Genomic DNA, 21764 nt, shown 5'->3' with positions numbered 1-21764 from the left:
GTGCCCTCCCTCAGAGCCTGAACCGGCCTGGTGAACGGCCTGGGCCGTGTCCCAGGCCGGCACGGGCGGGCGGTGGGTCCCGGACCCACACCGACACCCCGCACCGCGCACACGACAAGGGCGGGCCCCGGGTCAGAAACCCGGGGCCCGCCCTGAACGCTGCCGACGGCTACGCCGTACTACCGTTCGTCAACCCGTCAGTTGTCGTCCTCGTCGATGAGGAACCCTCGCATCGGCGACGGCGCCTGCCCCATCGGCGACGGGCCCTGCGGCCGCACCGGAGCCATCGGCTGGGTCATCGCCGGCGACATCTGCTGCTGACCGCCGTAGGACGGCCCGTTCTGGCTCGGCCCGTTGCCCATCGACTGGTTGCCGCCGCCGTACGACGGGGCACTCGCGCCGGCCGGTGCCATGGAAGGCGCCGGGGACGGCGGCAGAGAGGCCGTCGCGGGCGTACGCGGCGGGGCGAGCGAGTCGTCCGCCTGGGTCTCCAGCTGACGCAGCTGCGACTCCAGGTACGACTTCAGCCGCGTCCGGTACTCGCGCTCGAAGCCGCGCAGGTCCTCGACCTTGCGCTCCAGCGTGGCGCGTGCGGACTCCAGGGAGCCCATCGCGACGCGGTGCTTCTCCTGCGCGTCCCGCTCCAGGGCGTCGGCCTTGGCACGGGCGTCCCGCTCCAGGCCCTCGGCACGCGAACGCGCCTCGCCGACGATCTTGTTGGCCTCGGAACGGGCCTCGGCGATCGCCTGGTCGGCGGTCTGCTGGGCCAGCGACAGGACACGGGCGGCGCTGTCGCCACCGGGGCCGCCCTGACCGGGCATGCCACCGGGACCACCGGGGCCGCCGTGCCCCTGCGGGCCGCCCATGGGGCCGCCCATCGGGCCGGGGCCCATCTGGCCCTGCATCGGACCGGGGCCGCCCTGGCCCATCGGCCCCGGACCCTGGCCCATCGGGCCGGGACCCTGCGGGCCACCCTGTCCGCCGGGGCCGGCGGGCAGCTGCGGGGCACCGCTCGGCAGCTGGGGCGGACCACCCATGGGGCCACCCATCTGCTGCTGCGGCGGGCCCGATATGCCGGCGGGCACCGGAGCGCCGGGACCTCGCATGCCCTGCTGGGGCATGCCGCCCTGCTGCGGCGGGCCCTGCTGCTGCTGGTGCTGCTGCTGATCCTGCGGCGACTCCGGGGGCTTGCGCATGTTCTGCTGGTTCTGCGCAGCCGCGCGCGTCGCCGCGGCCAGTTTGGCGCGCAGGTCCTCGTTCTCGCGGAGCAGTCGGGTCAGTTCGGCTTCGACCTCGTCGAGGAAGGCATCGACCTCGTCCTCGTCATAGCCTTCTCGGAGGCGGACGGTCGTGAACTGCTTGTTCCGCACGTCCTCGGGGGTCAACGGCATCTCTTCACCTCAACGTTGTCGTCGGCATTCGGCAAGCCCGTATCTCTCTCATCGATCACAGCCGGCTCACGATCGAGATCAGGATGTAGACGATGATCATCAGTACGAAGAAGGACAGGTCGAGCGCCACGCCCCCGAGACGCAGCGGCGGGATGAACCGCCGCAGAAGCTTCAACGGTGGATCTGTGACGGTGTAGGTGGCCTCCAGAACGACCACCATCGCCTTGCCGGGTTGCCACGAGCGGGCGAACTGGAAGACGTAGTCCATGACCAACCGGAAGATGAGCACGATGAGGAAGCACATCAGCGCGATGTAGACGACATCCAGGACCACGCTCATGACCTGTGCTTCCCTCTCCCCTGAACCATCTCTCGGACCCGTTGTCGGATCCGCGTTCTTGCTCTGTACCGGTGGTGCGTCTCAGCTCTGGTTGAAGAACCCGCCCTCTGCGATGCGGGCCTTGTCCTCCGCCGTGACATCGACGTTAGCAGGAGACAGCAGGAACACCTTCTGCGTCACCCGCTCGATACTGCCGTGAAGACCAAACACCAAACCGGCCGCAAAGTCGACAAGTCGCTTCGCATCTGTGTCATCCATCTCAGTGAGATTCATGATCACCGGCGTGCCCTCACGGAAGTGTTCCCCGATGGTACGGGCCTCGTTGTAGGTCCGGGGGTGAAGTGTGGTGATCCGGTAGGGCTCTCGTTCGGACACGACCTTGGGCATGATGACCGGTGCGCTCTTTTCCAGGCTTGCGCGTTCTTGTGTGATGGATGCCACGGGCGCGATACGCGCCGGGCGCCCCGATTCCGCCGCGAGCGAAGTGGCACGGGGCACCGGCTCACGCTGTGCGGGCGGTTGTACGACTCGTACCTCTTCGTCCCTTAGGGGCTGATGTGAACCGAGCGGCTGGTGCGCCGGTTCGTGCCGCCGGTGGTCCCGCTCGGGCTCCGGGTCCAGTTCCGGTTCGAAGTCGTCGTCGGGGTCGAACCCCCGGCCGTCGTACCCATCGTCCTCCACGAGGCCGAGGTAGACCGCCATCTTGCGCATCGCGCCGGCCATGCTCTGAGTCCTCCGCTCTGTGGTGGATCGGCTGACGACTGCCAAATGCCCGCGATCCACGAGGTCGTTACTTCCGCCTTTCGGCGGTAATGACCATATTTTCTGCTGTGGTCCGACTTCTTGGCGACGTTACCCGAGCCTCGGGCGGACTCCGAGTACCGCACTGCCGACGCGCACATGTGTCGCTCCGGCGGCCACGGCCTGCTCGAGGTCCGCACTCATTCCCGCGGAGACCATGTTCGCAGCCGGATGGGTTCGGCGCACGTAGGTCGACAAATCCATGAGGCGCTCGAACGCCGCCTGTTGGCGCCCCGCATACTCGCCGGTCAGCGGGGCCACGGTCATCAGCCCGTCGAGCCGCAGCCCCTCGGACCGGGCGACCAGGTCGGCCAACTCTTCGATTCCCGCGGGCGGGACCCCGCCGCGCCCGCCCGTCCCGCTCTCCCCCGCGTCGAGCGCGACCTGGAGGAGGCAGCCCACCTCGCGCCCGGCCCGCACGGCCTCCCTCGACAGAGCCGTGACGAGCCTGGCACGGTCGATGGACTGCACGACGTCCGCGTAACCGACCACGGAGCGCACTTTGTTGGTCTGCAACTGGCCGACGAAATGCCACGAAAGCGGCAGATCCGAGCATGCGGCGGCCTTGGGCGCCGCGTCCTGGTCGCGGTTCTCGGCGACATGGCGGACGCCGAGTCCGGCCAGGAGGCGCACATCGTCCGCCGGGTAGGTCTTGGTGACCACGATCAGGGTCACCTCGTCGCGGCGGCGCCCCGCGGCCGCGCACGCGGCGGCGATGCGCTCCTCCACTTTCGCCAGATTCGCGGCGAGTTCCTGCTTACGGTCCGTCATGCCCCATCAGTCCAGCCAGACATAGCCCGCGAGCCGCCCGGTGGTGCGGTCGCGTCGGTACGAGAAGTGGTCCTTCGACTCCAGGGTGCACACCGGCGACTGCGCCCGGTCGCACACCCCGAGGCGTTCGAGCTGTGCGTGCACGCCGGCGCTCACGTCCACCGCCGGTGTGCCCCAGCTCGTCTCGGCGTACGCCGCCGGTTCGGCCTCGGCGACCTCGGCCCGCATCCGCTCCGGCACCTCGTAGCACCGGCCGCACACGGCGGGCCCGGTGCGGGCGACGATCCGGGCCGGGTCGGCGCCGCGTTCCGTCATGGCCCGTACGGCGGCGGGGACGACCCCGGCGACCAGGCCGGGCCGGCCCGCGTGGGCCGCGGCGGCGACGCCGGCGACGGGGTCGGCCAGCAGGACGGGCACGCAGTCGGCGGTGAGGACGGCCAGGGCGAGACCGCGTTCGGCGGTGACGACCGCGTCGACCCGCGCGACCGGGCCGTCCCCCCAGGGCCCGTCGACCACGGCGACGTCGGCGCCGTGCACCTGGTTCATCCAGACGACCCGGGCCGCCTCGACACCCAGCGACTCGGCCGCCAGCTCCCGGTTGGCCATGACGGCGCCGGGGTCGTCGCCGACCGCGCCGCCGAGATTGAGCTCCTCGTACGGAACGGCGCTCACTCCGCCCCACCGGTCGGTGAAGCCGAAGTGCGCGCCGTTCACGGTGTCGCGCTGTCCTATCACTTCAGGAAGTCCGGCACGTCCAGTTCCTCGGCGGCGCTGTCCGAGTAGCTCCGGGACGGCGGCACCGGCGGCGCGGAGACCGGCGGCAGGTCGCTCACCGGCTCCGGGGCGGGGGCCGGCTCCGGGTCCTCCTTCGGCTTGACGCTGCCGAGCGACCCGAAGGACGGACGGCTCTCGGTCTGCCGCACCGGGGCGGGCTCCTCGCGCTTGGCGGAGGAGGAACCGAGGACGTTGTCCCGCTTGGACGGCGGCTGGCCCCCGTCGAAGCCGGCCGCGATCACGGTGACCCGGACCTCGTCGCCCAGGGCGTCGTCGATGACCGCGCCGAAGATGATGTTGGCCTCTGGGTGGGCGGCCTCGCTGACCAGCTGGGCGGCCTCGTTGATCTCGAACAGGCCGAGGTCGGAGCCGCCGGAGATGGAGAGCAGCACGCCCCGGGCGCCGTCGATGGAGGCTTCGAGCAGCGGTGAGGAGATCGCCATCTCGGCCGCGGCCACCGCGCGGTCGTCGCCGCGGGCCGAGCCGATGCCCATGAGGGCCGAACCGGCCTCGGACATGACCGACTTGACGTCGGCGAAGTCCAGGTTGATGAGGCCCGGCGTGGTGATGAGGTCGGTGATGCCCTGCACACCGGACAGCAGCACCTGGTCGGCGGACTTGAACGCGTCGAGCACGCTGACCTGGCGGTCCGAGATGGACAGCAGCCGGTCGTTGGGGATGACGATGAGGGTGTCGACCTCTTCGCGGAGTTCGGCGATGCCGTCCTCGGCCTGGTTGGCGCGGCGCCGCCCCTCGAAGGTGAACGGGCGGGTGACCACGCCGATGGTGAGGGCGCCCAGCGAGCGGGCGATGTTGGCCACGACGGGCGCGCCGCCGGTGCCGGTGCCGCCGCCTTCACCGGCCGTCACGAAGACCATGTCGGCCCCCTTGAGGACCTCCTCGATCTCCTCGCGGTGGTCCTCGGCGGCCTTGCGGCCGACGGCCGGGTTGGCTCCGGCGCCGAGTCCGCGGGTGAGTTCGCGGCCGACGTCGAGCTTGACGTCGGCGTCGCTCATCAACAGAGCTTGCGCGTCGGTGTTGATGGCGATGAACTCGACGCCCTTGAGACCGACCTCGATCATCCGGTTGATGGCATTGACACCACCGCCGCCGACACCGATGACTTTGATGACTGCGAGGTAGTTCTGCGGTGCTGCCACGTCGAAGGCCTCTCGCCTCGAGTTACGTGTCGTCGATGCGCCGGAGCACTGCTGCCCCCGCGACCCGACGACTGATGCCGAATGGGACGGTCCGTAGCGCCGACCCGAACCCTAACGCTGAAGTTTAGGGTTACCAGTGTGTCCGTTCCTTGGAGTCTTCTGAACAGGACACTAAGTCGACAAGTGGCGCACGTTCAACGAACACGCCGAACCTCCCGTTTTTCTTTTCACCCTATGTGATCAGCCGTAGCGCTGCCCAACCAGGGTGCTGGCCTGCGCGTATACCCGTCAACTCCCTGATGACGCCGGTGCGGTGGGCGCGCTCACGTCGAAGTGCCGCGCGTCGGGCGTCGCTTTCATCAGCGCGGTGAGCACACGCGCCTTCCGCACACCCTGCTCACCGCTCCCCCACACCACGGTCCGGCCGCCACTCAACTCCAGCGAGATGTCGTCGTAGGAACGGACCTTGACCACCCGCGCGTCCTTCGCGACCGCGTCCGGAAGACGGCCGGCCACCCGCACCGCTTCACGCACCAGACGGTCCTCGTCGAAGCGGCGCAGACTCGCCGCCGTCGTTCCGGAACGGGCGGGCTCCAATTTCAGCGTGGGAACGCCTTTCGGCGCCCGGGAGACCGTGGCGAAACGGACGCCTTCATCGTCCACTTCCACGAACTTTCGGCCCTTTTGAGCAACCAGGACCGGGGTACGCTCCGTCACTTTGAGTTCGATCCCGTGCGGCCAGGAACGTTCCACGCCGACCTCGTCGATACGGGGCAATTCCCGCCGCAGCCGCGCCTCGAGTTCGCCGGTGTCGACGGAGATCAGCGGGTCGCCGACGGGCACGTCGGCGGCCTCACGCACCTGGGCGGGTGTCAGGACACGGGTCCCCGAGACCGACACGCTGTCCACGCGCGTCCAGTTCGAGCCGTAGAGCAGCCAGACGGTCCCGCTCGCGACGAGCACGAGGGCGACCGCCAGGATGATGATCGTACGAAGACGGGGCGGGCCGAACCGCCGCGGCCCGCGCGGGCCGGACGGCTTCTGCTGGCGTACACCGCGCTCGGCGGCGGTCGGTCCGGCCACGCTCCCTGCCCTCCGTCATTCCTGGCTAGCGGTGCGCACGGGCGGCGATCGCCTCGTACACCATGCCGACGAGCAGGTCGTCGGCGTCCCGGCGGCCGAACTCGGCGGCGGCACGGGACATCTCGTACAGCCGGTGCGGGTCGGACAGCACGGGCAGGACGTTGTGCTGCAGCCACTCGGGCGTCAGTTCCGCGTCGTCCACCAGCAGTCCACCGCCCGCCTTGACCACCGGCTGGGCGTTGAGCCGCTGTTCGCCGTTGCCGATGGGCAGCGGAACGTAGGCGGCCGGGAGCCCGACGGCGGAGAGTTCGGCGACGGTCATCGCGCCCGCACGGCACAGCATCATGTCGGCCGCGGCGTACGCGAGGTCCATCCGGTCCAGGTAACTTACCGGGATGTACGGGGGCATCCCCGGCATCTGGTGCACCTGCGGCAGTTCGTTCTTCGGGCCGACCGCGTGCAGGATCTGGATGCCCGCCTGCTGGAGCCAGGGGGCGACCTGCTGGATCACCTCGTTGAGCCGCCGGGCGCCCTGCGAGCCGCCGGTGACCAGCAGCGTCGGCAGATTGGGGTCGAGCCCGAACGCCGCCCGGGCCTCGGGGCGCACGGCGGCCCGGTCGAGGGTGGCGATGGAGCGGCGCAGCGGGATGCCGATGTAGCGGGAGTTGCGCAGCTTGCTGTCGGGGGTGGAGACGGCGACCTGCGCGGCGTACCGCGAGCCGATCTTGTTGGCCAGGCCCGGGCGGGCGTTGGCCTCGTGGATGACGATCGGCACACCGAGCCGCTTGGCCGCGAGGTAGCCGGGCAGGGCGACGTAGCCGCCGAAGCCGACCACGGCGTCCGCCCTGGTGCGTTCCAGGATCTGCTCGGCCGCCTTGATGGTGCCGCGCAGCCGGCCCGGGACGGTGATCAGTTCGGGGGTGGGCTTGCGCGGCAGCGGGACGGCCGGGATCAGCGCCAGCTCGTACCCGCGCTCGGGTACGAGGCGGGTCTCGAGGCCGCGTTCCGTGCCCAGGGCCGTGATCCCCACGGTCGGATCCTGCCTGCGCAGTGCGTCCGCGAGGGCGAGCGCGGGCTCGATGTGGCCCGCGGTTCCTCCGCCGGCGAGTACGACATGCACCGAAATTCACCGCTCTCCGGACGAGCGCGCCGCTGAGGCGCGCCGTCGCATCGTGTTCCAACTCCGGGGGCTCCGCTTGGAGCCGGCACCCCCGGCCCCCCGCTTTCTACCAAAGCGAGGTTGCCGCAGCGCAAGCGCCGCCCGCGCACCGGGCTCGTCGCGCGCGAAGGCGATCAGCAGTCCGATGGCGAACATGGTCGGCAGCAGGGCGGAACCCCCGTAGGAGAACAGCGGGAGGGGGACACCGGCGATCGGCAGCAGCCCGAGGACCGCACCGATGTTGATCACGGCCTGCGCCGTGATCCAGGTGGTCACGCCTCCCGCGGCATACCTCACGAAGGGGTCCTCCGTACGTCCGGCCACGCGGATACCCGCATAGCCTAGAGCCGCGAAGAGGGCGAGCACCGACAGCGTCCCCGCCAGGCCCAGTTCCTCACCGGTGACGGCGAAGATGAAGTCGGTGTGCGCCTCGGGCAGTTGGCCCCATTTCTCCACACTGGCGCCGAGCCCGGAACCGAACAGTCCGCCCGAGGCGAGGGCGTAGATGCCGTGCACGGCCTGCCAACAGGAGTCGTTCGGACCCGGATCGGCGGCGAACAGGCAGCCGAGCCGGGCCATGCGGTTGGGGCTGGTCTTGATGAGGATGAAGCCGAGCAGCACGGCGATCGAGAGCACACCGGCGAACAGCCGCGTGGGCGCGCCCGCGAGCCAGAGCAGGCCGAACAGGATCGCCGTCAGGATGATCGCCGTACCCATGTCGCCGCCGAGCATGATCAGCCCGAGCAGCATGAACGCGGCCGGCACCAGCGGCACCAGCATGTGCTTCCACTGCGTCAGCAGCCTCTTGTCCTGCTTGCGGGCCAGCAGGTCCGCGCCCCACAGCACCAGGGCCAGCTTGCCGAACTCGCTGGGCTGGATCTGGAAGGAGCCGCCCAGCGAGATCCAGTTCTGGTTGCCGTTGACCGCCACCCCTATCCCCGGCACCTGTACCAGGATCATCAGGAAGACGGCACCGGCGAGGATCGGGTAGGCCAGCGCCCGGTGCAGTTTCACCGGCATCTTCATGGCGGCCACCAGCAGCCCGGCACCGATCAGCGCGGCCAGGGCCTGCTTGCGGAAGAAGTACGACCCCGGCAGCGACAGCTGGAGCGCGGTGATCTGGGAGGCCGAGTAGACCATCACCAGACCGAGCACGGTGATCAGCGCACTGCCGCCGGAGATCAGGTAGTAAGCGGTCAGCGGCCGGTCCCAGGCACGGCGGAGGCGGTGGTAGAGGCGGAGCGCGGGGTTCTCGTGCCGCGGGCCCGGCGCGGCGGGTCGCTTGACGGTCCGCTGTACGGGCGGATGCCCGGTACGGCTCTGGGGACTACCCGGCATGCGGGCCTCCGCTGTACGTCGGCATGGACCGTCCCAACACGTCCTCCCGAAGTCGCCCGGCGCAGGAGGCTGCCGGGTCAGGCGCCGAGTTCGCGAACGGCCTCCGCGAACGCGTCGCCGCGCTTGTTGTAATTGGTGAACATGTCCATGGAGGCACAGGCCGGGGCCAGCAGGACCGTGTCGCCGGGCCGGGCGAGCCGCTGGGCCTCCTGAACGGCCTGGAGCATCGCCCCAGTGTCGGTCCGGTCGAGGTCGACCACGGGTACCTCGGGGGCGTGTCGCGCCAGGGCTTCGCGGATCAGGGCGCGGTCGGCACCGATCAGCACCGCCCCGCGCAGCCGCTCGGCCGCCCCGGTGACCAGCTCGTCGAAGGTCGCGCCCTTGGCGAGCCCGCCGGCGATCCAGACGATCGAGTCGTACGCCGCCAAAGAGGCCTCGGTGGCGTGGGTGTTGGTGGCCTTGGAGTCGTCCACGTACGCCACGCCGTCGACGTCGGCCACGTGCGCGATGCGGTGGGCGTCGGGTGTGAAGGCACGCAGCCCGTCCCGCACGGCGGCGGCGGGCACGCCGTAGGCACGGGCGAGGGCCGCCGCGGCGAGGGCGTTGGCGATGTTGTGCGGGGCGGGCGGGTCGACGTCGGAGACCTCGGCGAGTTCCTGGGCGTTCTTCTGCCGGTTCTCGACGAAGGCGCGGTCGACCAGGATGCCCTCCACGACGCCGAGTTGGGAGGGGCCGGGGGTGCCCAGGGTGAAGCCGACGGCCCGGCAGCCCTCCTCGACGTCGGCCTCGCGGACCAGGTCCTCGGTGGACGGCTTGCCGGTGGCGTCCGCGTTGTAGACGCAGGCGACCTGGTTGCCCTCGTAGATACGGCCCTTGTCGGCGGCGTAGGCCTCCATGGAGCCGTGCCAGTCGAGGTGGTCGGGGGCGAGGTTGAGGACGGCGGCCGAGTGGGCGCGCAGGGAGGGCGCCCAGTGGAGCTGGTAGCTGGACAGCTCCACGGCCAGTACGTCGTAGTCCTCTTCGCCGGTGACCGCGTCCAGCAGCGAGACGCCGATGTTGCCGACGGCCGCGGTGCGCAGGCCCGCGGCCTTCAGGATCGACGCCAGCATCTGGACGGTGGTGGTCTTGCCGTTGGTGCCGGTGACGGCCAGCCACGGCGCGGCGCCGGGGCCGCGCAGGCGCCAGGCCAGTTCGACGTCGCCCCAGACCGGGACGCCGGCTTCGCGCGCCGCCGTGAACAGCGGCTTGTCCGGCTTCCAGCCGGGCGCGGTGACGATCAGCTCGGTGCCCTCCGGCAGGGTCGCGCCGTCGCCGAGGCGCACGGTGACGCCGAGCGCTTCCAGCTCGGCCGCCTGCGCCCGCGCGCGCTCGTCGTCGCCGTCGTTGACGACGGTGACCCGCGCGCCCAGGCCGTGCAGGACCCTGGCCGCCGGGACTCCGGAGACGCCGAGTCCGGCGACGGTGACGTGCTTGCCCTGGAAGTCGAAAGGCACCGAGGAGGAGGTCACTTGTCCGCTGCCCATCCCGCGTAGAAGAGGCCCAGTCCGACGATCACGCAGATGCCCTGGATGATCCAGAAACGGACCACGACAAGGACCTCGGACCAGCCTTTGAGTTCGAAGTGGTGCTGGAGTGGCGCCATCCGGAAGACCCGCTTGCCGGTGAGGCGGAAGGATCCGACCTGGATGACCACCGACATCGTGATCAGCACGAACAGGCCGCCGAGGATGGCCATCAGCAGTTCGGTGCGCGAGCAGATCGCCAGACCCGCGAGCACACCGCCGAGTGCGAGCGAACCGGTGTCGCCCATGAAGATCTTGGCCGGCGAGGTGTTCCACCACAGGAAGCCGAGGCAGGAGCCCATCAGCGCGGACGCGACCACCGCGAGGTCGAGGGGGTCCCTCACCTCGTAGCAGGCGCCCGGGTTGGTCAGGGTCAGCGCGTTGGCGCAGGACTCCTGGAACTGCCAGACGCCGATGAAGGTGTAGGCGCCGAAGACCAGGACGGAGGCGCCGGTGGCCAGACCGTCCAGACCGTCGGTGAGGTTCACGCCGTTCGACATGGCGAGGATCATGAACAGCGCCCAGATGACGAACAGCACCGGGCCGATCGACCAGCCGAAGTCGGTGATGAACGACAGCTTGGTGGACGCCGGGGTGTTGCCGCGGTTGTCCGCGAACTGCAGCGAGAGCACGGCGAAGGCGATGCCGACGATCAGCTGGCCGGCCATCTTCGCCTTGGCCCGAAGGCCCAGCGAACGCCGTTTGACGATCTTGATGTAGTCGTCGAGGAAGCCGACCAGGCCCATGCCCACCATCAGGCCGAGCACCAGCAGACCCGAGAAGGTCGGCGCGGTGTCGACCTCGGGCTCTTCCAGGTAGCCGGTGATCACCTTGGCGAGGAAGTACGCGGCGACCGTCGCGAAGATGAAGGCGATGCCACCCATGGTCGGCGTACCGCGCTTGCTGGCGTGCTCGCGCGGGCCGTCGTCGCGGATGTACTGGCCGTAGCCCTTGCGGGCCAGGAGCTTGATCAGCAGCGGCGTGCCGACCAGCGTCAGGAACAGGCCGATGACTCCTGCGAACAGGATCTGCTTCATCATCGGGCGGCAACCTCACCCTCGGCGCCGGTCTCCAGCAGCGCCGCGGCGACGCTCTCCAGACCCACCGAACGGGACGCCTTCACGAGCACGACGTCCCCTGGGCGCAACTCGCTGCGCAACAGGTCGACCGCCGCCTGTGCGTCGGACACGTGCACCGACTCCTCACCCCACGAACCCTCGTTGTATGCGCCCAGTTGCAGCCATCGGGCTTCCCTGCCCCCGACCGCGACGAGCTTGCTGACGTTGAGCCGGACGGCGAGCCGCCCGACCGCGTCGTGCTCGGCGAGCGCCTCGTCCCCGAGCTCGGCCATCCGACCGAGCACCGCCCACGTACGGCGTCCCTTGCCCATCGCCACGAGCGCGCGCAGGGCGGCTCGCATGGACTCGGGGTTCGCGTTGTAGGCGTCGTTGACGACCGTCACGCCGTCCGGGCGCTCGGTGACCTCCATCCGCCAGCGGGAGAGGGAGCCCGCCTCGGAGAGCGCGGTGGCGATCTCGTCTGCGGACATGCCCAACTCGTGGGCGACGGCGGCCGCGGCGAGCGCGTTCGACACGTGGTGCTCACCGTACAGGCGCATGGTCACATCGCTTGCACCGGAGGGTGTGTGAAGCCTGAAGGCAGGCTGTCCGCTGTCCGTGAGTCGCACATTCTCGGCGGAGACGTCCGCTTCGTCGGACTCTCCGAAAAGAACCACCTTCGCCTTCGTTCGGGAGGCCATGGCCCGTACGAGCGGGTCGTCCGCGTTGAGGATCGCGGTGCCGCCCTCCTCGGCCGGCGGCAGCGCCTCGACGAGTTCGCCCTTGGCCTGGGCGATCTGCTCCCGGCCGCCGAACTCGCCGATGTGCGCGGAGCCGACATTGAGGACGAGACCGACCTTCGGCGGGGTCAGTTCGGCGAGGTAGCGGATGTGGCCGATGCCGCGGGCGCCCATCTCCAGGACGAGGAACCTCGTCTCCTCGGTGGCGGTGAGCGCGGTGAGCGGCAGCCCGATCTCGTTGTTGAGGGAGCCCGGCGTGAACACCGTGGGTGCCTTGCGGCGCAGCACCTGGGCGATGAGGTCCTTGGTGCTGGTCTTGCCGGCGGACCCGGTGAGGGCGACGAGGGTGGCGCCGAGGCGCCGCACGACGTGCCGGGCGAGGGCGCCGAGGGCCGCCTGGACGTCGTCCACGACGATCGCGGGCACGCCGACGGGGCGGGAGCCGAGCACGGCCACCGCGCCCGCCGCGACGACCGCCGACGCGAAGTCGTGGCCGTCCACCCGCTCGCCGACGAAGGCGACGAAGAGGCAGCCGGGCCCCGCTTCCCGGGAGTCCCGGACGACCGGACCGGTGACCTGCGCGGACGCGTCCGGTATGTCATGCATCTGCCCGCCGACGACTTCTGCGATCTCGGCGAGAGAGAGGGCGATCACAAGTTCATCCCCTGGATCATCTGGATCATTCGGGATCTCATCCCTGGGTCTTCTGAATGGCTTCGCGAAGCACCTGGCGGTCGTCGAAGGGACGGACCACCCCGGCGATGTCCTGGCCCTGCTCGTGTCCCTTGCCCGCCACCAGCACGGTGTCGCCGGGCTCGGCCCGGGCGACGGCCGCGGCGATCGCGGCGGCCCGGTCCTCGAAGACCTGCACCTCGCCGCGCTCGTACGCGGGTACGGACGCCGCGCCCTGGAGCATGGTGGCCAGGATCGCGAGGGGGTCCTCGGAGCGGGGGTTGTCGGAGGTCAGTACGGCGGTGTCGGCGAACCGGGCCACGGCGGCGCCCATCGGCTCCCGCTTGGTGGTGTCCCGGTCGCCGCCGCAGCCGAGCACGGCGTGCAGCTTGCCCTCGGTGACCTTGCGCAGCGCTTTCAGGACGGATTCGACGGCGTCCGTCTTGTGGGCGTAGTCGACCACCGCGAAGTAGGGCTGCCCCTCGTCCACGCGCTCCAGGCGGCCGGGCACGCCCGGCACCGCGGCGATGCCGTCGGCGGCGGCCTGCGGGTCGAGGCCGGCGGCGGCGAGGGCGACGATCGCGGCGAGGGTGTTCGCCACGTTGAACGGACCGGCCAGCGGCGACGTGGCGGCGATCCGCTCGCCCTTCGGGCCGAGCACGGTGAACGTCGAGTCCAGCGGGCCGACCTCGACCTGGTCGGCACGCCAGTCGGCGTCGGGGTGGCCCTCGGCGGAGTAGGTGACGACCGGGACGGTGGCCTCGTTCGCGAGGCGGCGCCCGTACTCGTCGTCGACGTTGACGACGCCGAGCCTGCTGCGTTCCGGCGTGAAGAGCTGCGCCTTGGCCTGGAAGTAGTCCTCCATGCCGGAGTGGAACTCCATGTGCTCCGGGCTGAGGTTGGTGAAGACCGCGATGTCGAAGACGCAGGCGTCGACCCGGCCGAGCACCAGGGCGTGGCTGGAGACTTCCATGGCGACCGCCTCGGTGCCGCGCTCGCGCATCACCGCGAACAGCGCCTGGAGGTCGGTGGCCTCGGGCGTGGTGCGCTCGGACTTGATGCGCTCGTCGCCGATGCGCATCTCGACCGTGCCGATGAGCCCGGTGGACTTCGCCGTGCGCAGGCCGCCCTCGACGAGGTAGGCGGTGGTGGTCTTGCCGGAGGTGCCGGTGATGCCGATCTGGAGGAGATCGCGGCCGGGGTGGCCGTAGATCGTGGCCGCCAGTTCGCCCATCCGCGCGCGCGGGTCGTCGACGACGAGCGCCGGCAGTCCGGTGGCGGCGACGCGTTCCGCGCCGGCCGGGTCGGTCAGCACGGCGACGGCGCCGAGGCCGGCGGCCTGGGTGGCGAAGTCGGCGCCGTGGAGACGGGCTCCGGGGAGGGCGGCGTACAGGTCACCGGGGCGGACGGCGCGCGAGTCATGGGTGATGCCCGTGACCCGGGCGGTGCTGTCCGGCGCGGTGGCACCCAGCTGACCGGCGAGTTCCGCGAGGGGTGTGGCGGAGATCCGCACCGGCCTGGGCGGTCCCGGGTAGGTCACGGGGTGGCCCTTCTGGGTGGTTCGGGACTGATCAGCGTGTGGCACGGCGGTGAGCGTACCGGGCGTACCCGCTTCCGGGCGAAGTGAGGGGCGGGGGCTGCTCTGGTTCCCGGGATCGGGGGTGATCGTTGTCACGGGTGGTTCCTGGTGGCTCGGTACTGAATCGGCGCTGGCTCGGTACGGGCTCGCTGCTGGTCGGGATGCGTCGTCCGGGGTCAGGGCTTGAAGGTGACCGGGAGGTTCGCGGGGGCGGCCCCGGTCGGCGGGACCTGGAGGGTCTTCAAGGTGAACTCCATGACCTGCTTGTAGATGGGGCCGCAGATCTGGCCGCCGAAGTAGCTGCCCTCGGTGGCGTTCTGGATGGCGCAGTAGACGGTGACGCGGGGCTTGTCGGCGGGGGCGAACCCGGCGAACGACGAGGTGTAGCCGTGGTATTTGCCGGTGTCCGGATCCACCCGGTTGGCCGTGCCCGTCTTGCCCGCGACGCGGTAGCCGGGGATACGGGCCTTGGTGCCCGTGCCCTCCTCGTCGTCGACGACGGACTCCAGCATCTGCGAGAGGGTCTTCGCCGTCTTCTCACTGATCACACGGGTCTTCTTGGGCTCGGGGGACGGGGTGAAGCGTCCGTCGTCCCCCTTGGTGCCGCGTACCAGGGTGGGCTCGACGCGGACGCCGCCGTTGGCGATGGTCGAGTACACGGAGGCCGCCTGCAGCGCGTTCACGGAGACGCCCTGGCCGAAAGGGATCGTGTACTGCTGCGATGTCGACCACTGGCCGGGCGGCGCCAGGATGCCCTTGGTCTCGCCGGGGAAGCCGAGCCCGCTGTAGCCGCCGATGCCGAACTTGCGCAGGTAGGAGTAGAGCACCTTGTTGGCCTCCTCCTGGGTCCTGCCCAGCTCGCCGGTGGCCATGATGGTGCCGATGTTGCTGGACTTGGCGAGCACGCCGTTGAGCGTGAGGTACCAGGTGGGATGGTCGACGTCGTCCTTGAAGAGCCGGTCGCCGCGCTTGAGCCGGTTCGGGATGGTGAGGTGGGTCGTCGGCGTGGCGGCGTTCTCCTCCAGTACGGCGGCCATCGACATCACCTTGGCGGTGGAGCCGGGCTCGAAGGCGTCCTGGAGGGCGGCGTTGCCCAGCGCGTCCGGGTCGGCGTGGGCGAGGTCGCCCGGGTCGAAGCCGGGCGAGTTGGCCATGGCGAGGATCTCTCCGGTGGCCGTGTCCTGGACGATGACGTAGCCGCCGTCCGCCCGGGACTTCTTCACCTGCTCGCTGATGGCGTGCTGCGCGGCCCACTGGATGTCGCGGTCGATGGTGAGCTCGACGTCGCTGCCGGGCACGGCCGGCGTCTCGGTGGAACCGACGGTGGGCACCTGGCGTCCGCCGGACTGCGCGTAGCGGATCTCGCCGTCCTCGCCGGCCAGCGTGTCGTTCAGCTTCCGTTCCAGGCCGCCGCCGCCCTTGCCGTCCGCGCCGACCCAGCCGATGATGCCGGCGGCGAGGTCGCCGCCCGGGTACACGCGCTTGCTGCTGGGGTCGGCGAAGACGCCCGCGAGGACGTTGACCGCGGACTTGTCCGTCTCCGTCTTCTTCGTCAGCGCGGTCTTCAGGTCCTTGATCTGGTTCCACACCTGCGGGGTCTGCCGGCGGGCGAGACGGACGTAGCGCAGTCCCTCGTTCTCGGGGCGGAGCCGCTCGACCAGTTTCTCCTGGTCCTCTCCGAGGATCGGCGCGAGGAGCGCCGCCGCCTGCTCGGGACCGTCGCCGACCTCCAGCTGCTCCCGGGTGAACATCGTGGGGTCGGCGGTGATGTCGTAGGCGTCCACGGTGGTCGCGAGGGCCACGCCGTTGCGGTCGGTGATCCCGCCGCGCTCGGCGGGCAGGGTGTGGACGACGTAGCGGTTCTGCTCGGCCTTGGCGGCGTACGTGCCGGCGTCGACGGCCTGCACCTGGAGCAGCCGTACGACGAAGGCGCAGAGCACCAGGGTCAGCACGAGGCCGATCATGCGCAGGCGCGGGCGCGGACTGCCCAGCCGGAGGGCGCGGGGCGGGGCCTGCGGGGACGAGGCCGGCCGGCGGGTGGGCCGGGCGCCGGGGCCGGGCTGTCGCCGTCCGCCCGGGCCGGCGGGCCGCGCGGGTCCGGGCACTCGGCGGCGCGGCGGTTCCCTGTCGGACACTTCCGTCACCTGCCGGGAGTCGGGTTCGGGGCGGGGGTGGCCGCGGTGGTACCCGGCGCCGTGAGCGCCTCGGGGGCGATGACCAGCGGGGTGGCCGCGGCGGAGGCGGGTCTCGGCGAACCCTTGACCGTGCCGTCGGGAGCGAGGAAGGCGGGATCGCCGCCGGGCACCATGCCCAGCTCACGGGCGCGGCGCTGGAGGGCCCGGGGGGCGGAGTAGGCGTCGATGTCCCGCTGCAACGACTGCTCCTCGTCGGTGAGCTCCTTCGTCTCCTTCTTCAGGTCTTCCAGCTGGAAGGAGCCCTCGCTCATGGCGGAGTTCAGCACCAGGAGCCCGATCAGGCCGCCGCCGAGGAGGACGACCACCAGGAGGACGAACGGGGCCCGGGCCGCATGGCCGCGTCCGCCGACGGGCGGGAGGAGCTGCGCCAGCCGGGCCGCCCTCCCCCTCAGTTCGGGTTTCCTGCTCACACGCCCTCCCCCGGCCGGGGCGGGCCGTCCGTCCCCGCGCCTGCCCTGCCTCACTCGCTTCACTCGATGGACTCCCTGATGCGCTGGGCTCCGCGCAGCCGTGCCGGTGCCGCCCGCCGGTTCTCGGCGATCTCCTCCTCGGTGGGAAGTTCGGCACCGCGCGTGAGCAGCTTGAGCCGGGGCGCGTAGCGTTCGGGGACGACCGGCAGTCCGGGCGGCGCGGTGTTGGCCGCCCCCGCCGCGAACACCTGCTTGACCAGCCGGTCCTCCAGGGAGTGGTACGACAGCACCGCGATCCGGCCGCCCACGGCGAGCGCCCCGACGGCCGCCGGGATCGCCCGCTCCAGGACGGACAGTTCGCCGTTGACCTCGATGCGCAGGGCCTGGAAGGTGCGCTTGGCCGGGTTGCCGCCGGTGCGCTTGGCGGCCTGCGGCAGCGCCGCGCGGATCAGCTCCACGAGGCGCGCGCTGTTGCTGAACGGCTCCTTCTCGCGCTCGCGCACGACCGCGGACACGATCCGCTTGGCCTGCTTCTCCTCGCCGTACGCGCGCAGGATGCGGACGAGTTCGCCCGGCGGGTAGGTGTTGAGGACCTCGGCGGCGCTCATGCCGGTCGTCTGGTCCATCCGCATGTCGAGCGGGGCGTCCTGGGCGTAGGCGAAGCCGCGGTCCGCCTCGTCGAGCTGCATCGAGGAGACACCGAGGTCGAACAGCACGCCCTGGACGCGCGGGACGCCCAGCCGGTCCAGTACGTCGGGCAGCTCGTCGTACACGGCGTGCACGAGGGTGGCGCGCTCGCCGTACGGCGCGAGCCGCTCGCCGGACAGGCGCAGGGCCTCCTTGTCCCGGTCGAGGGCGACGAGCCGGGCCTCGGGGAAGCGCTCGAGGAGGGCCTCGCTGTGTCCGCCGAGTCCCAGCGTGCAGTCGACGACCACGGCCCCCGGCTCCGTCAGGGCGGGTGCCAGCAGGTCCAGACACCGCTGGAGCATCACCGGGACGTGTCGACTCTGGCTCAAGTGGGGCGGCCTCTCAGGTCCGGCGCGGCGTCACGCACCGCCGGGTCCCCTCCCGCTCGTGAAGGGGAGGCCTGCCGGCGCCGGAAGCGTCGGCCGGCCGGGAGCGGGAGGAGGCCGAGCCGTACGTACGCGCCGCGCACGTGGGGAGAACTGGCGGGACGTCGCCCAGGTCTCCGGGGAATGCAGTCCAGCGGTGAGAGCCTCGCCTCCCGCTTCGCGTCACTTTAGTCCACCCTGTCGCCCGGTCAATCAACCGGCCTGCGCGTCGCGGCCGCCGGCGTCCGCAAACCGGTGCCGCGCGGCTTTTCACTCGTACGGACGCGTGCGCACCACCCTGTGGGTTGGCTCACACCAAGCCTCGATGACGTTCTTTGTCCCGCTTCGCAGCGGGCCGCGGAGGAGGTCGGCCAGTAACGTCATGGATATGACGACTTCTGCATCGGTACCCGTCGGCTCCGAATCCGCGAAGGCCGGCGACCGCACCGTCACCGACCGGCTCGTCGAGGCGAACGAGCGCTACGCCGCCGCGTTCACCGACCCCGGGATGGACGCCCGTCCCGTCCAGCGCGTCGCCGTCGTGGCCTGCATGGACGCGCGCCTCGACCTGCACGCCGCGCTCGGCCTGAAGCTCGGTGACTGCCACACCATCCGCAACGCGGGCGGTGTCGTCACCGACGACGTGATCCGCTCGCTCACCATCAGCCAGCGGGCGCTCGGCACCCGCAGTGTGGTCCTCATCCACCACACCGGGTGCGGCATGGAGTCCCTCACCGAGGAGTTCCGGCACGACCTGGAGCTGGAGGTCGGCCAGCGCCCGGCGTGGGCGGTGGAGGCCTTCCGGGACGCCGACCAGGACGTGCGGCAGTCGATCGAGCGGGTGCGCACCTCACCGTTCCTGCTGCACACCGAGGACGTGCGCGGTTTCGTCTTCGACGTGAAGACGGGTCTGCTGCGCGAGATCGCTCCCGCCTGACCCGGTCGCCCGCCCCGATGACTCCCACCGCGCAAGCGCCGCAAAAGGCCGCAAGGCCCGAAATATCGCGGCCAGTTGCCCACAGGCGAGTGACACGAATCGGTAACGGCAGCAAGAATGCGTGAAGTGGTGTCGCGCGGAACTTTTTCGGCGCGCTGTCCGTGATTCGGGGTGGGCCGGTCCGCGATCCGGGGGCCGGCCCGGCACGTTGGGGTACTCCCGCTTCTCACGAAGCGCGGGGAAAGGCCGAGGAGGGCCGGTGACGACCTATGACGATCGAGCGAGCCAGGGGGGTGCCCCCGCGCGAGCGTATTCGAGCGTGGGGGATGATCTGACCGCTGTGGTGGAGCGGGTGCGCGGTTCCGTGGAGGCCGTGATCGAGGGCAAGCCCGAGGTCGTACGGCTCTCGCTGACCGTGCTGCTCGCCGAGGGCCACCTGTTGATCGAGGACGTCCCGGGCGTCGGCAAGACCATGCTGGCCAAGGCGCTGGCCCGGTCCGTCGACTGCTCCGTGCGCCGGATCCAGTTCACGCCGGACCTGCTGCCCTCGGACATCACCGGGGTGTCCATCTGGGACCAGCAGCGCCGTGACTTCGAGTTCAAACCGGGCGCGATCTTCGCGCAGGTGGTGATCGGCGACGAGATCAACCGCGCCTCGCCGAAGACGCAGTCGGCGCTGCTGGAGTCGATGGAGGAGCGCCAGGTCACCATCGACGGCCAGACCTACGAGCTGCCCAGCCCCTTCATGGTGGTGGCGACGCAGAACCCGGTCGAGATGGAGGGCACCTACCCGCTGCCGGAGGCGCAGCGCGACCGCTTCATGGCGCGGGTCTCCATCGGCTATCCCAGCCCGGAAGCCGAGCTGCAGATGCTCGACGTGCACGGCGGGGTGAACCCGCTGGACGACCTGCAGCCGGTGGCACACGCGCACGACATCCTGAAGCTGATCGAGACGGTCCGGGCCGTCCACGTCGCCGACCCGGTGCGGCGGTACGCCGTCGACCTGGTCGGCGCCACGCGCACCCACCCGGACCTCAGACTCGGCGCCTCGCCGCGCGCCACGCTGCATCTGCTGCGCGCGGCGAAGGCGTCCGCCGCCCTGAGCGGCCGGGAGTACGCGCTGCCGGACGACGTGCAGGCCCTCGCGGTCGCCGTCCTGGCCCACCGCCTGCTGCCCACCGCCCAGGCGCAGCTCAACCGCCGCACCGCCGAGCAGGTCGTCCAGGAGATCCTGCAGCGCACCCCGGTGCCCGCGGCGTCGCAGCAGCAGACGGGCTTCGGCGTGGGCCACGGCTCGCCGGCGTACGACCGGCAACCGCCGCGGAGGCTGTGATGGACGCCGGGGGGGCGGACCGGTCCCAGGACGACCGGGGCGAGGGCGGTGGCATCCGCACCGCCCTGGCCGGTCTGACCACCCGCGGGCGTTCCTTCCTGGCCGCCGGTATCGCCGCCGCGGTCTGCGCCTACGTCCTCGGCCAGAGCGACCTGCTGCGCGTCGGACTGCTGCTGGGTGTGCTGCCGCTGCTCTGCGCGACCGTGCTCTACCGCACCCGGTACCGGGTCGCGGGCAGCCGCCGGCTCTCCCCCGGGCGGGTGCCCGCGGGCAGCGAGGCCCGGGTGCACCTGCGGATCGACAACGTCTCGCGGCTGCCCACGGGCCTGCTGATGCTCCAGGACCGGGTGCCCTACGTGCTCGGACCGCGCCCCCGCTTCGTGCTCGACCGGGTGGAGCCGGGCGGTCGCCGCGAGGTGTCCTACCGGGTCCGCTCCGACCTGCGCGGCCGCTATCCGCTGGGCCCGCTCCAACTGCGCCTGACCGACCCTTTCGGGCTGTGCGAGCTGACCCGGTCCTTCTCGACGTACGACACCCTGACCGTGATCCCGCGCGTGGAGGCGTTGCCGCCGGTGCGGCTGAGCGGGGAGGCGAAGGGGTACGGCGAGGGCCTGCAGCGCTCGCTGGCGCTGGCGGGCGACGACGACGTGATCCCGCGCGGGTACCGCTACGGCGACGACCTGCGCCGCGTGCACTGGCGCTCCACCGCGCGGTACGGCGAGCTGATGGTGCGCCGCGAGGAGCAGCCGCAGCGCGCCCGCTGCACGGTGCTGCTGGACACCCGGGGCGGGGCCTTCGAGGGCGCGGGTCCCGACTCGGCCTTCGAGTGGGCGGTGTCGGGTGCGGCGTCCGTGCTGGTGCACATGCTGGAGCGGGGCTTCTCGGTCCGGCTGCTCACCGACACCGGGAACTCGGTACCCGGCGAGGGCGCCGACGGCTTCGCGGGTGCCGGCCAGGGCGCGGCCGACGCGGCCGGGCTGATGATGGACACCCTCGCGGTGATCGACCACTCCGAGGGCACGGGCCTGTCCCGGGCGTACGACGTGCTGCGCGGCGGGAACGAGGGGCTGCTCGTGGCGTTCTTCGGCGACCTGGACGAGGAGCAGGCCGCGGTGGCCGCCAAGATGCGGCAGCGCAGCGGCGGCGCCGTCGCCTTCGTCCTGGACTCCGCGGCCTGGGCGCGGGAGCCGGCCGACGCGCCCGGTCCGTCGGACAGGGGCACGCAACGGCTCCGGATGCTGCGCGATGCGGGCTGGACGGCCGTGAACGTGCCGCGGGGCACCCCCCTGGAAGAGCTCTGGCGCCTGGCGGACCACGAACGCGCCGGCCTCGCGACGGCGAGCGGCGGGGAGGGCACGCGATGAACGCACCGGCACGACCGACACCGAGCGCCTCGGCGGCCGCACCCG

Annotated in this window: 19 protein-coding genes; 3 read left to right on the top strand and 16 right to left on the bottom strand. The window is 71.3% G+C overall.

Features of this window, described 5'->3' with window-relative positions; translation table 11 throughout:
* Nucleotides 1-197: 197 nt before the first annotated feature.
* From divIVA to rsmH, 16 genes are all read right to left on the bottom strand, one after another.
* A complete protein-coding gene (divIVA, locus tag ACP4IX_RS11625) occupies nucleotides 198-1391 on the bottom strand; it encodes an apical growth/hyphal branching protein DivIVA (protein ID WP_426522922.1) in 1194 nt (397 codons plus the stop codon).
* Nucleotides 1392-1446: 55 nt separating this feature from the next.
* Nucleotides 1447-1731: a YggT family protein gene (locus ACP4IX_RS11620; protein WP_007448661.1), complete on the bottom strand. Its 285-nt coding sequence runs from the start codon at nucleotides 1729-1731 to the stop codon at nucleotides 1447-1449.
* Nucleotides 1732-1812: 81 nt separating this feature from the next.
* Nucleotides 1813-2454: a cell division protein SepF gene (locus ACP4IX_RS11615; protein ID WP_426522923.1), complete on the bottom strand. Its 642-nt coding sequence runs from the start codon at nucleotides 2452-2454 to the stop codon at nucleotides 1813-1815.
* A 129-nt stretch (nucleotides 2455-2583) separates the two neighbouring features.
* Entirely contained in the window at nucleotides 2584-3303 is a 720-nt protein-coding gene (locus ACP4IX_RS11610) for a YggS family pyridoxal phosphate-dependent enzyme (RefSeq protein WP_426522924.1), read from the bottom strand.
* 6 nt (nucleotides 3304-3309) lie between these two features.
* Complete coding sequence (pgeF, locus tag ACP4IX_RS11605; RefSeq protein ID WP_426555431.1) at nucleotides 3310-4038, bottom strand: peptidoglycan editing factor PgeF; 729 nt, start codon at nucleotides 4036-4038, stop codon at nucleotides 3310-3312.
* A complete protein-coding gene (gene ftsZ, locus ACP4IX_RS11600) occupies nucleotides 4035-5237 on the bottom strand; it encodes a cell division protein FtsZ (RefSeq protein ID WP_426522926.1) in 1203 nt (400 codons plus the stop codon). The genes pgeF and ftsZ overlap by 4 nt, the downstream gene beginning before the upstream one ends.
* 288 nt (nucleotides 5238-5525) lie before the next feature.
* Nucleotides 5526-6320 carry a cell division protein FtsQ gene (gene ftsQ, locus ACP4IX_RS11595; protein WP_426555430.1) on the bottom strand — a complete coding sequence of 265 codons (795 nt, stop codon included), beginning with the start codon at nucleotides 6318-6320 and terminating at the stop codon, nucleotides 5526-5528.
* A gap of 25 nt (nucleotides 6321-6345) precedes the next feature.
* Complete coding sequence (gene murG, locus ACP4IX_RS11590) at nucleotides 6346-7440, bottom strand: undecaprenyldiphospho-muramoylpentapeptide beta-N-acetylglucosaminyltransferase (protein WP_426555429.1); 1095 nt, start codon at nucleotides 7438-7440, stop codon at nucleotides 6346-6348.
* Between the two features lie 6 nt (nucleotides 7441-7446).
* Nucleotides 7447-8817: a putative lipid II flippase FtsW gene (gene ftsW, locus ACP4IX_RS11585; RefSeq protein WP_426555428.1), complete on the bottom strand. Its 1371-nt coding sequence runs from the start codon at nucleotides 8815-8817 to the stop codon at nucleotides 7447-7449.
* A 77-nt stretch (nucleotides 8818-8894) separates the two neighbouring features.
* Nucleotides 8895-10310, bottom strand: coding sequence for a UDP-N-acetylmuramoyl-L-alanine--D-glutamate ligase (murD, locus tag ACP4IX_RS11580; protein WP_426522965.1), 1416 nt, complete (start codon nucleotides 10308-10310; stop codon nucleotides 8895-8897).
* Nucleotides 10311-10321: 11 nt separating this feature from the next.
* A complete protein-coding gene (gene mraY / locus ACP4IX_RS11575; protein WP_426522966.1) occupies nucleotides 10322-11416 on the bottom strand; it encodes a phospho-N-acetylmuramoyl-pentapeptide-transferase in 1095 nt (364 codons plus the stop codon).
* Nucleotides 11416-12831, bottom strand: coding sequence for a UDP-N-acetylmuramoyl-tripeptide--D-alanyl-D-alanine ligase (locus ACP4IX_RS11570; protein WP_426522930.1), 1416 nt, complete (start codon nucleotides 12829-12831; stop codon nucleotides 11416-11418). The genes mraY and ACP4IX_RS11570 overlap by 1 nt, the downstream gene beginning before the upstream one ends.
* A 37-nt stretch (nucleotides 12832-12868) precedes the next feature.
* On the bottom strand, nucleotides 12869-14389 hold the full coding sequence (locus ACP4IX_RS11565; protein WP_426555484.1) for a UDP-N-acetylmuramoyl-L-alanyl-D-glutamate--2,6-diaminopimelate ligase: 1521 nt from the start codon (nucleotides 14387-14389) through the stop codon (nucleotides 12869-12871).
* 215 nt (nucleotides 14390-14604) lie between these two features.
* Nucleotides 14605-16572: a penicillin-binding transpeptidase domain-containing protein gene (locus ACP4IX_RS11560; RefSeq protein ID WP_426555427.1), complete on the bottom strand. Its 1968-nt coding sequence runs from the start codon at nucleotides 16570-16572 to the stop codon at nucleotides 14605-14607.
* A complete protein-coding gene (locus tag ACP4IX_RS11555) occupies nucleotides 16569-17033 on the bottom strand; it encodes a septum formation initiator family protein (RefSeq protein ID WP_426522932.1) in 465 nt (154 codons plus the stop codon). The genes ACP4IX_RS11560 and ACP4IX_RS11555 overlap by 4 nt, the downstream gene beginning before the upstream one ends.
* Before the next feature lie 59 nt (nucleotides 17034-17092).
* Nucleotides 17093-18049: a 16S rRNA (cytosine(1402)-N(4))-methyltransferase RsmH gene (rsmH, locus tag ACP4IX_RS11550; protein ID WP_426522933.1), complete on the bottom strand. Its 957-nt coding sequence runs from the start codon at nucleotides 18047-18049 to the stop codon at nucleotides 17093-17095.
* A 424-nt stretch (nucleotides 18050-18473) separates the two neighbouring features.
* Here rsmH and ACP4IX_RS11545 point away from each other — a divergent pair, with 424 nt between their 5' ends.
* From ACP4IX_RS11545 to ACP4IX_RS11535, 3 genes are all read left to right on the top strand, one after another.
* On the top strand, nucleotides 18474-19022 hold the full coding sequence (locus ACP4IX_RS11545; RefSeq protein ID WP_426522934.1) for a beta-class carbonic anhydrase: 549 nt from the start codon (nucleotides 18474-18476) through the stop codon (nucleotides 19020-19022).
* A gap of 259 nt (nucleotides 19023-19281) precedes the next feature.
* Entirely contained in the window at nucleotides 19282-20355 is a 1074-nt protein-coding gene (locus tag ACP4IX_RS11540; RefSeq protein WP_426522935.1) for an AAA family ATPase, read from the top strand.
* Nucleotides 20355-21719 (top strand): DUF58 domain-containing protein, encoded by a 1365-nt coding sequence (locus ACP4IX_RS11535; RefSeq protein WP_426522936.1) that lies wholly within the window; start codon nucleotides 20355-20357, stop codon nucleotides 21717-21719. The genes ACP4IX_RS11540 and ACP4IX_RS11535 overlap by 1 nt, the downstream gene beginning before the upstream one ends.
* The last annotated feature ends 45 nt before the right edge of the window (nucleotides 21720-21764 follow it).

This window comes from Streptomyces sp. WG5, from assembly GCF_049974565.1.
GTDB lineage: Bacteria > Actinomycetota > Actinomycetes > Streptomycetales > Streptomycetaceae > Streptomyces.
This window is presented reverse-complemented; position numbering and strand designations above follow the sequence as displayed.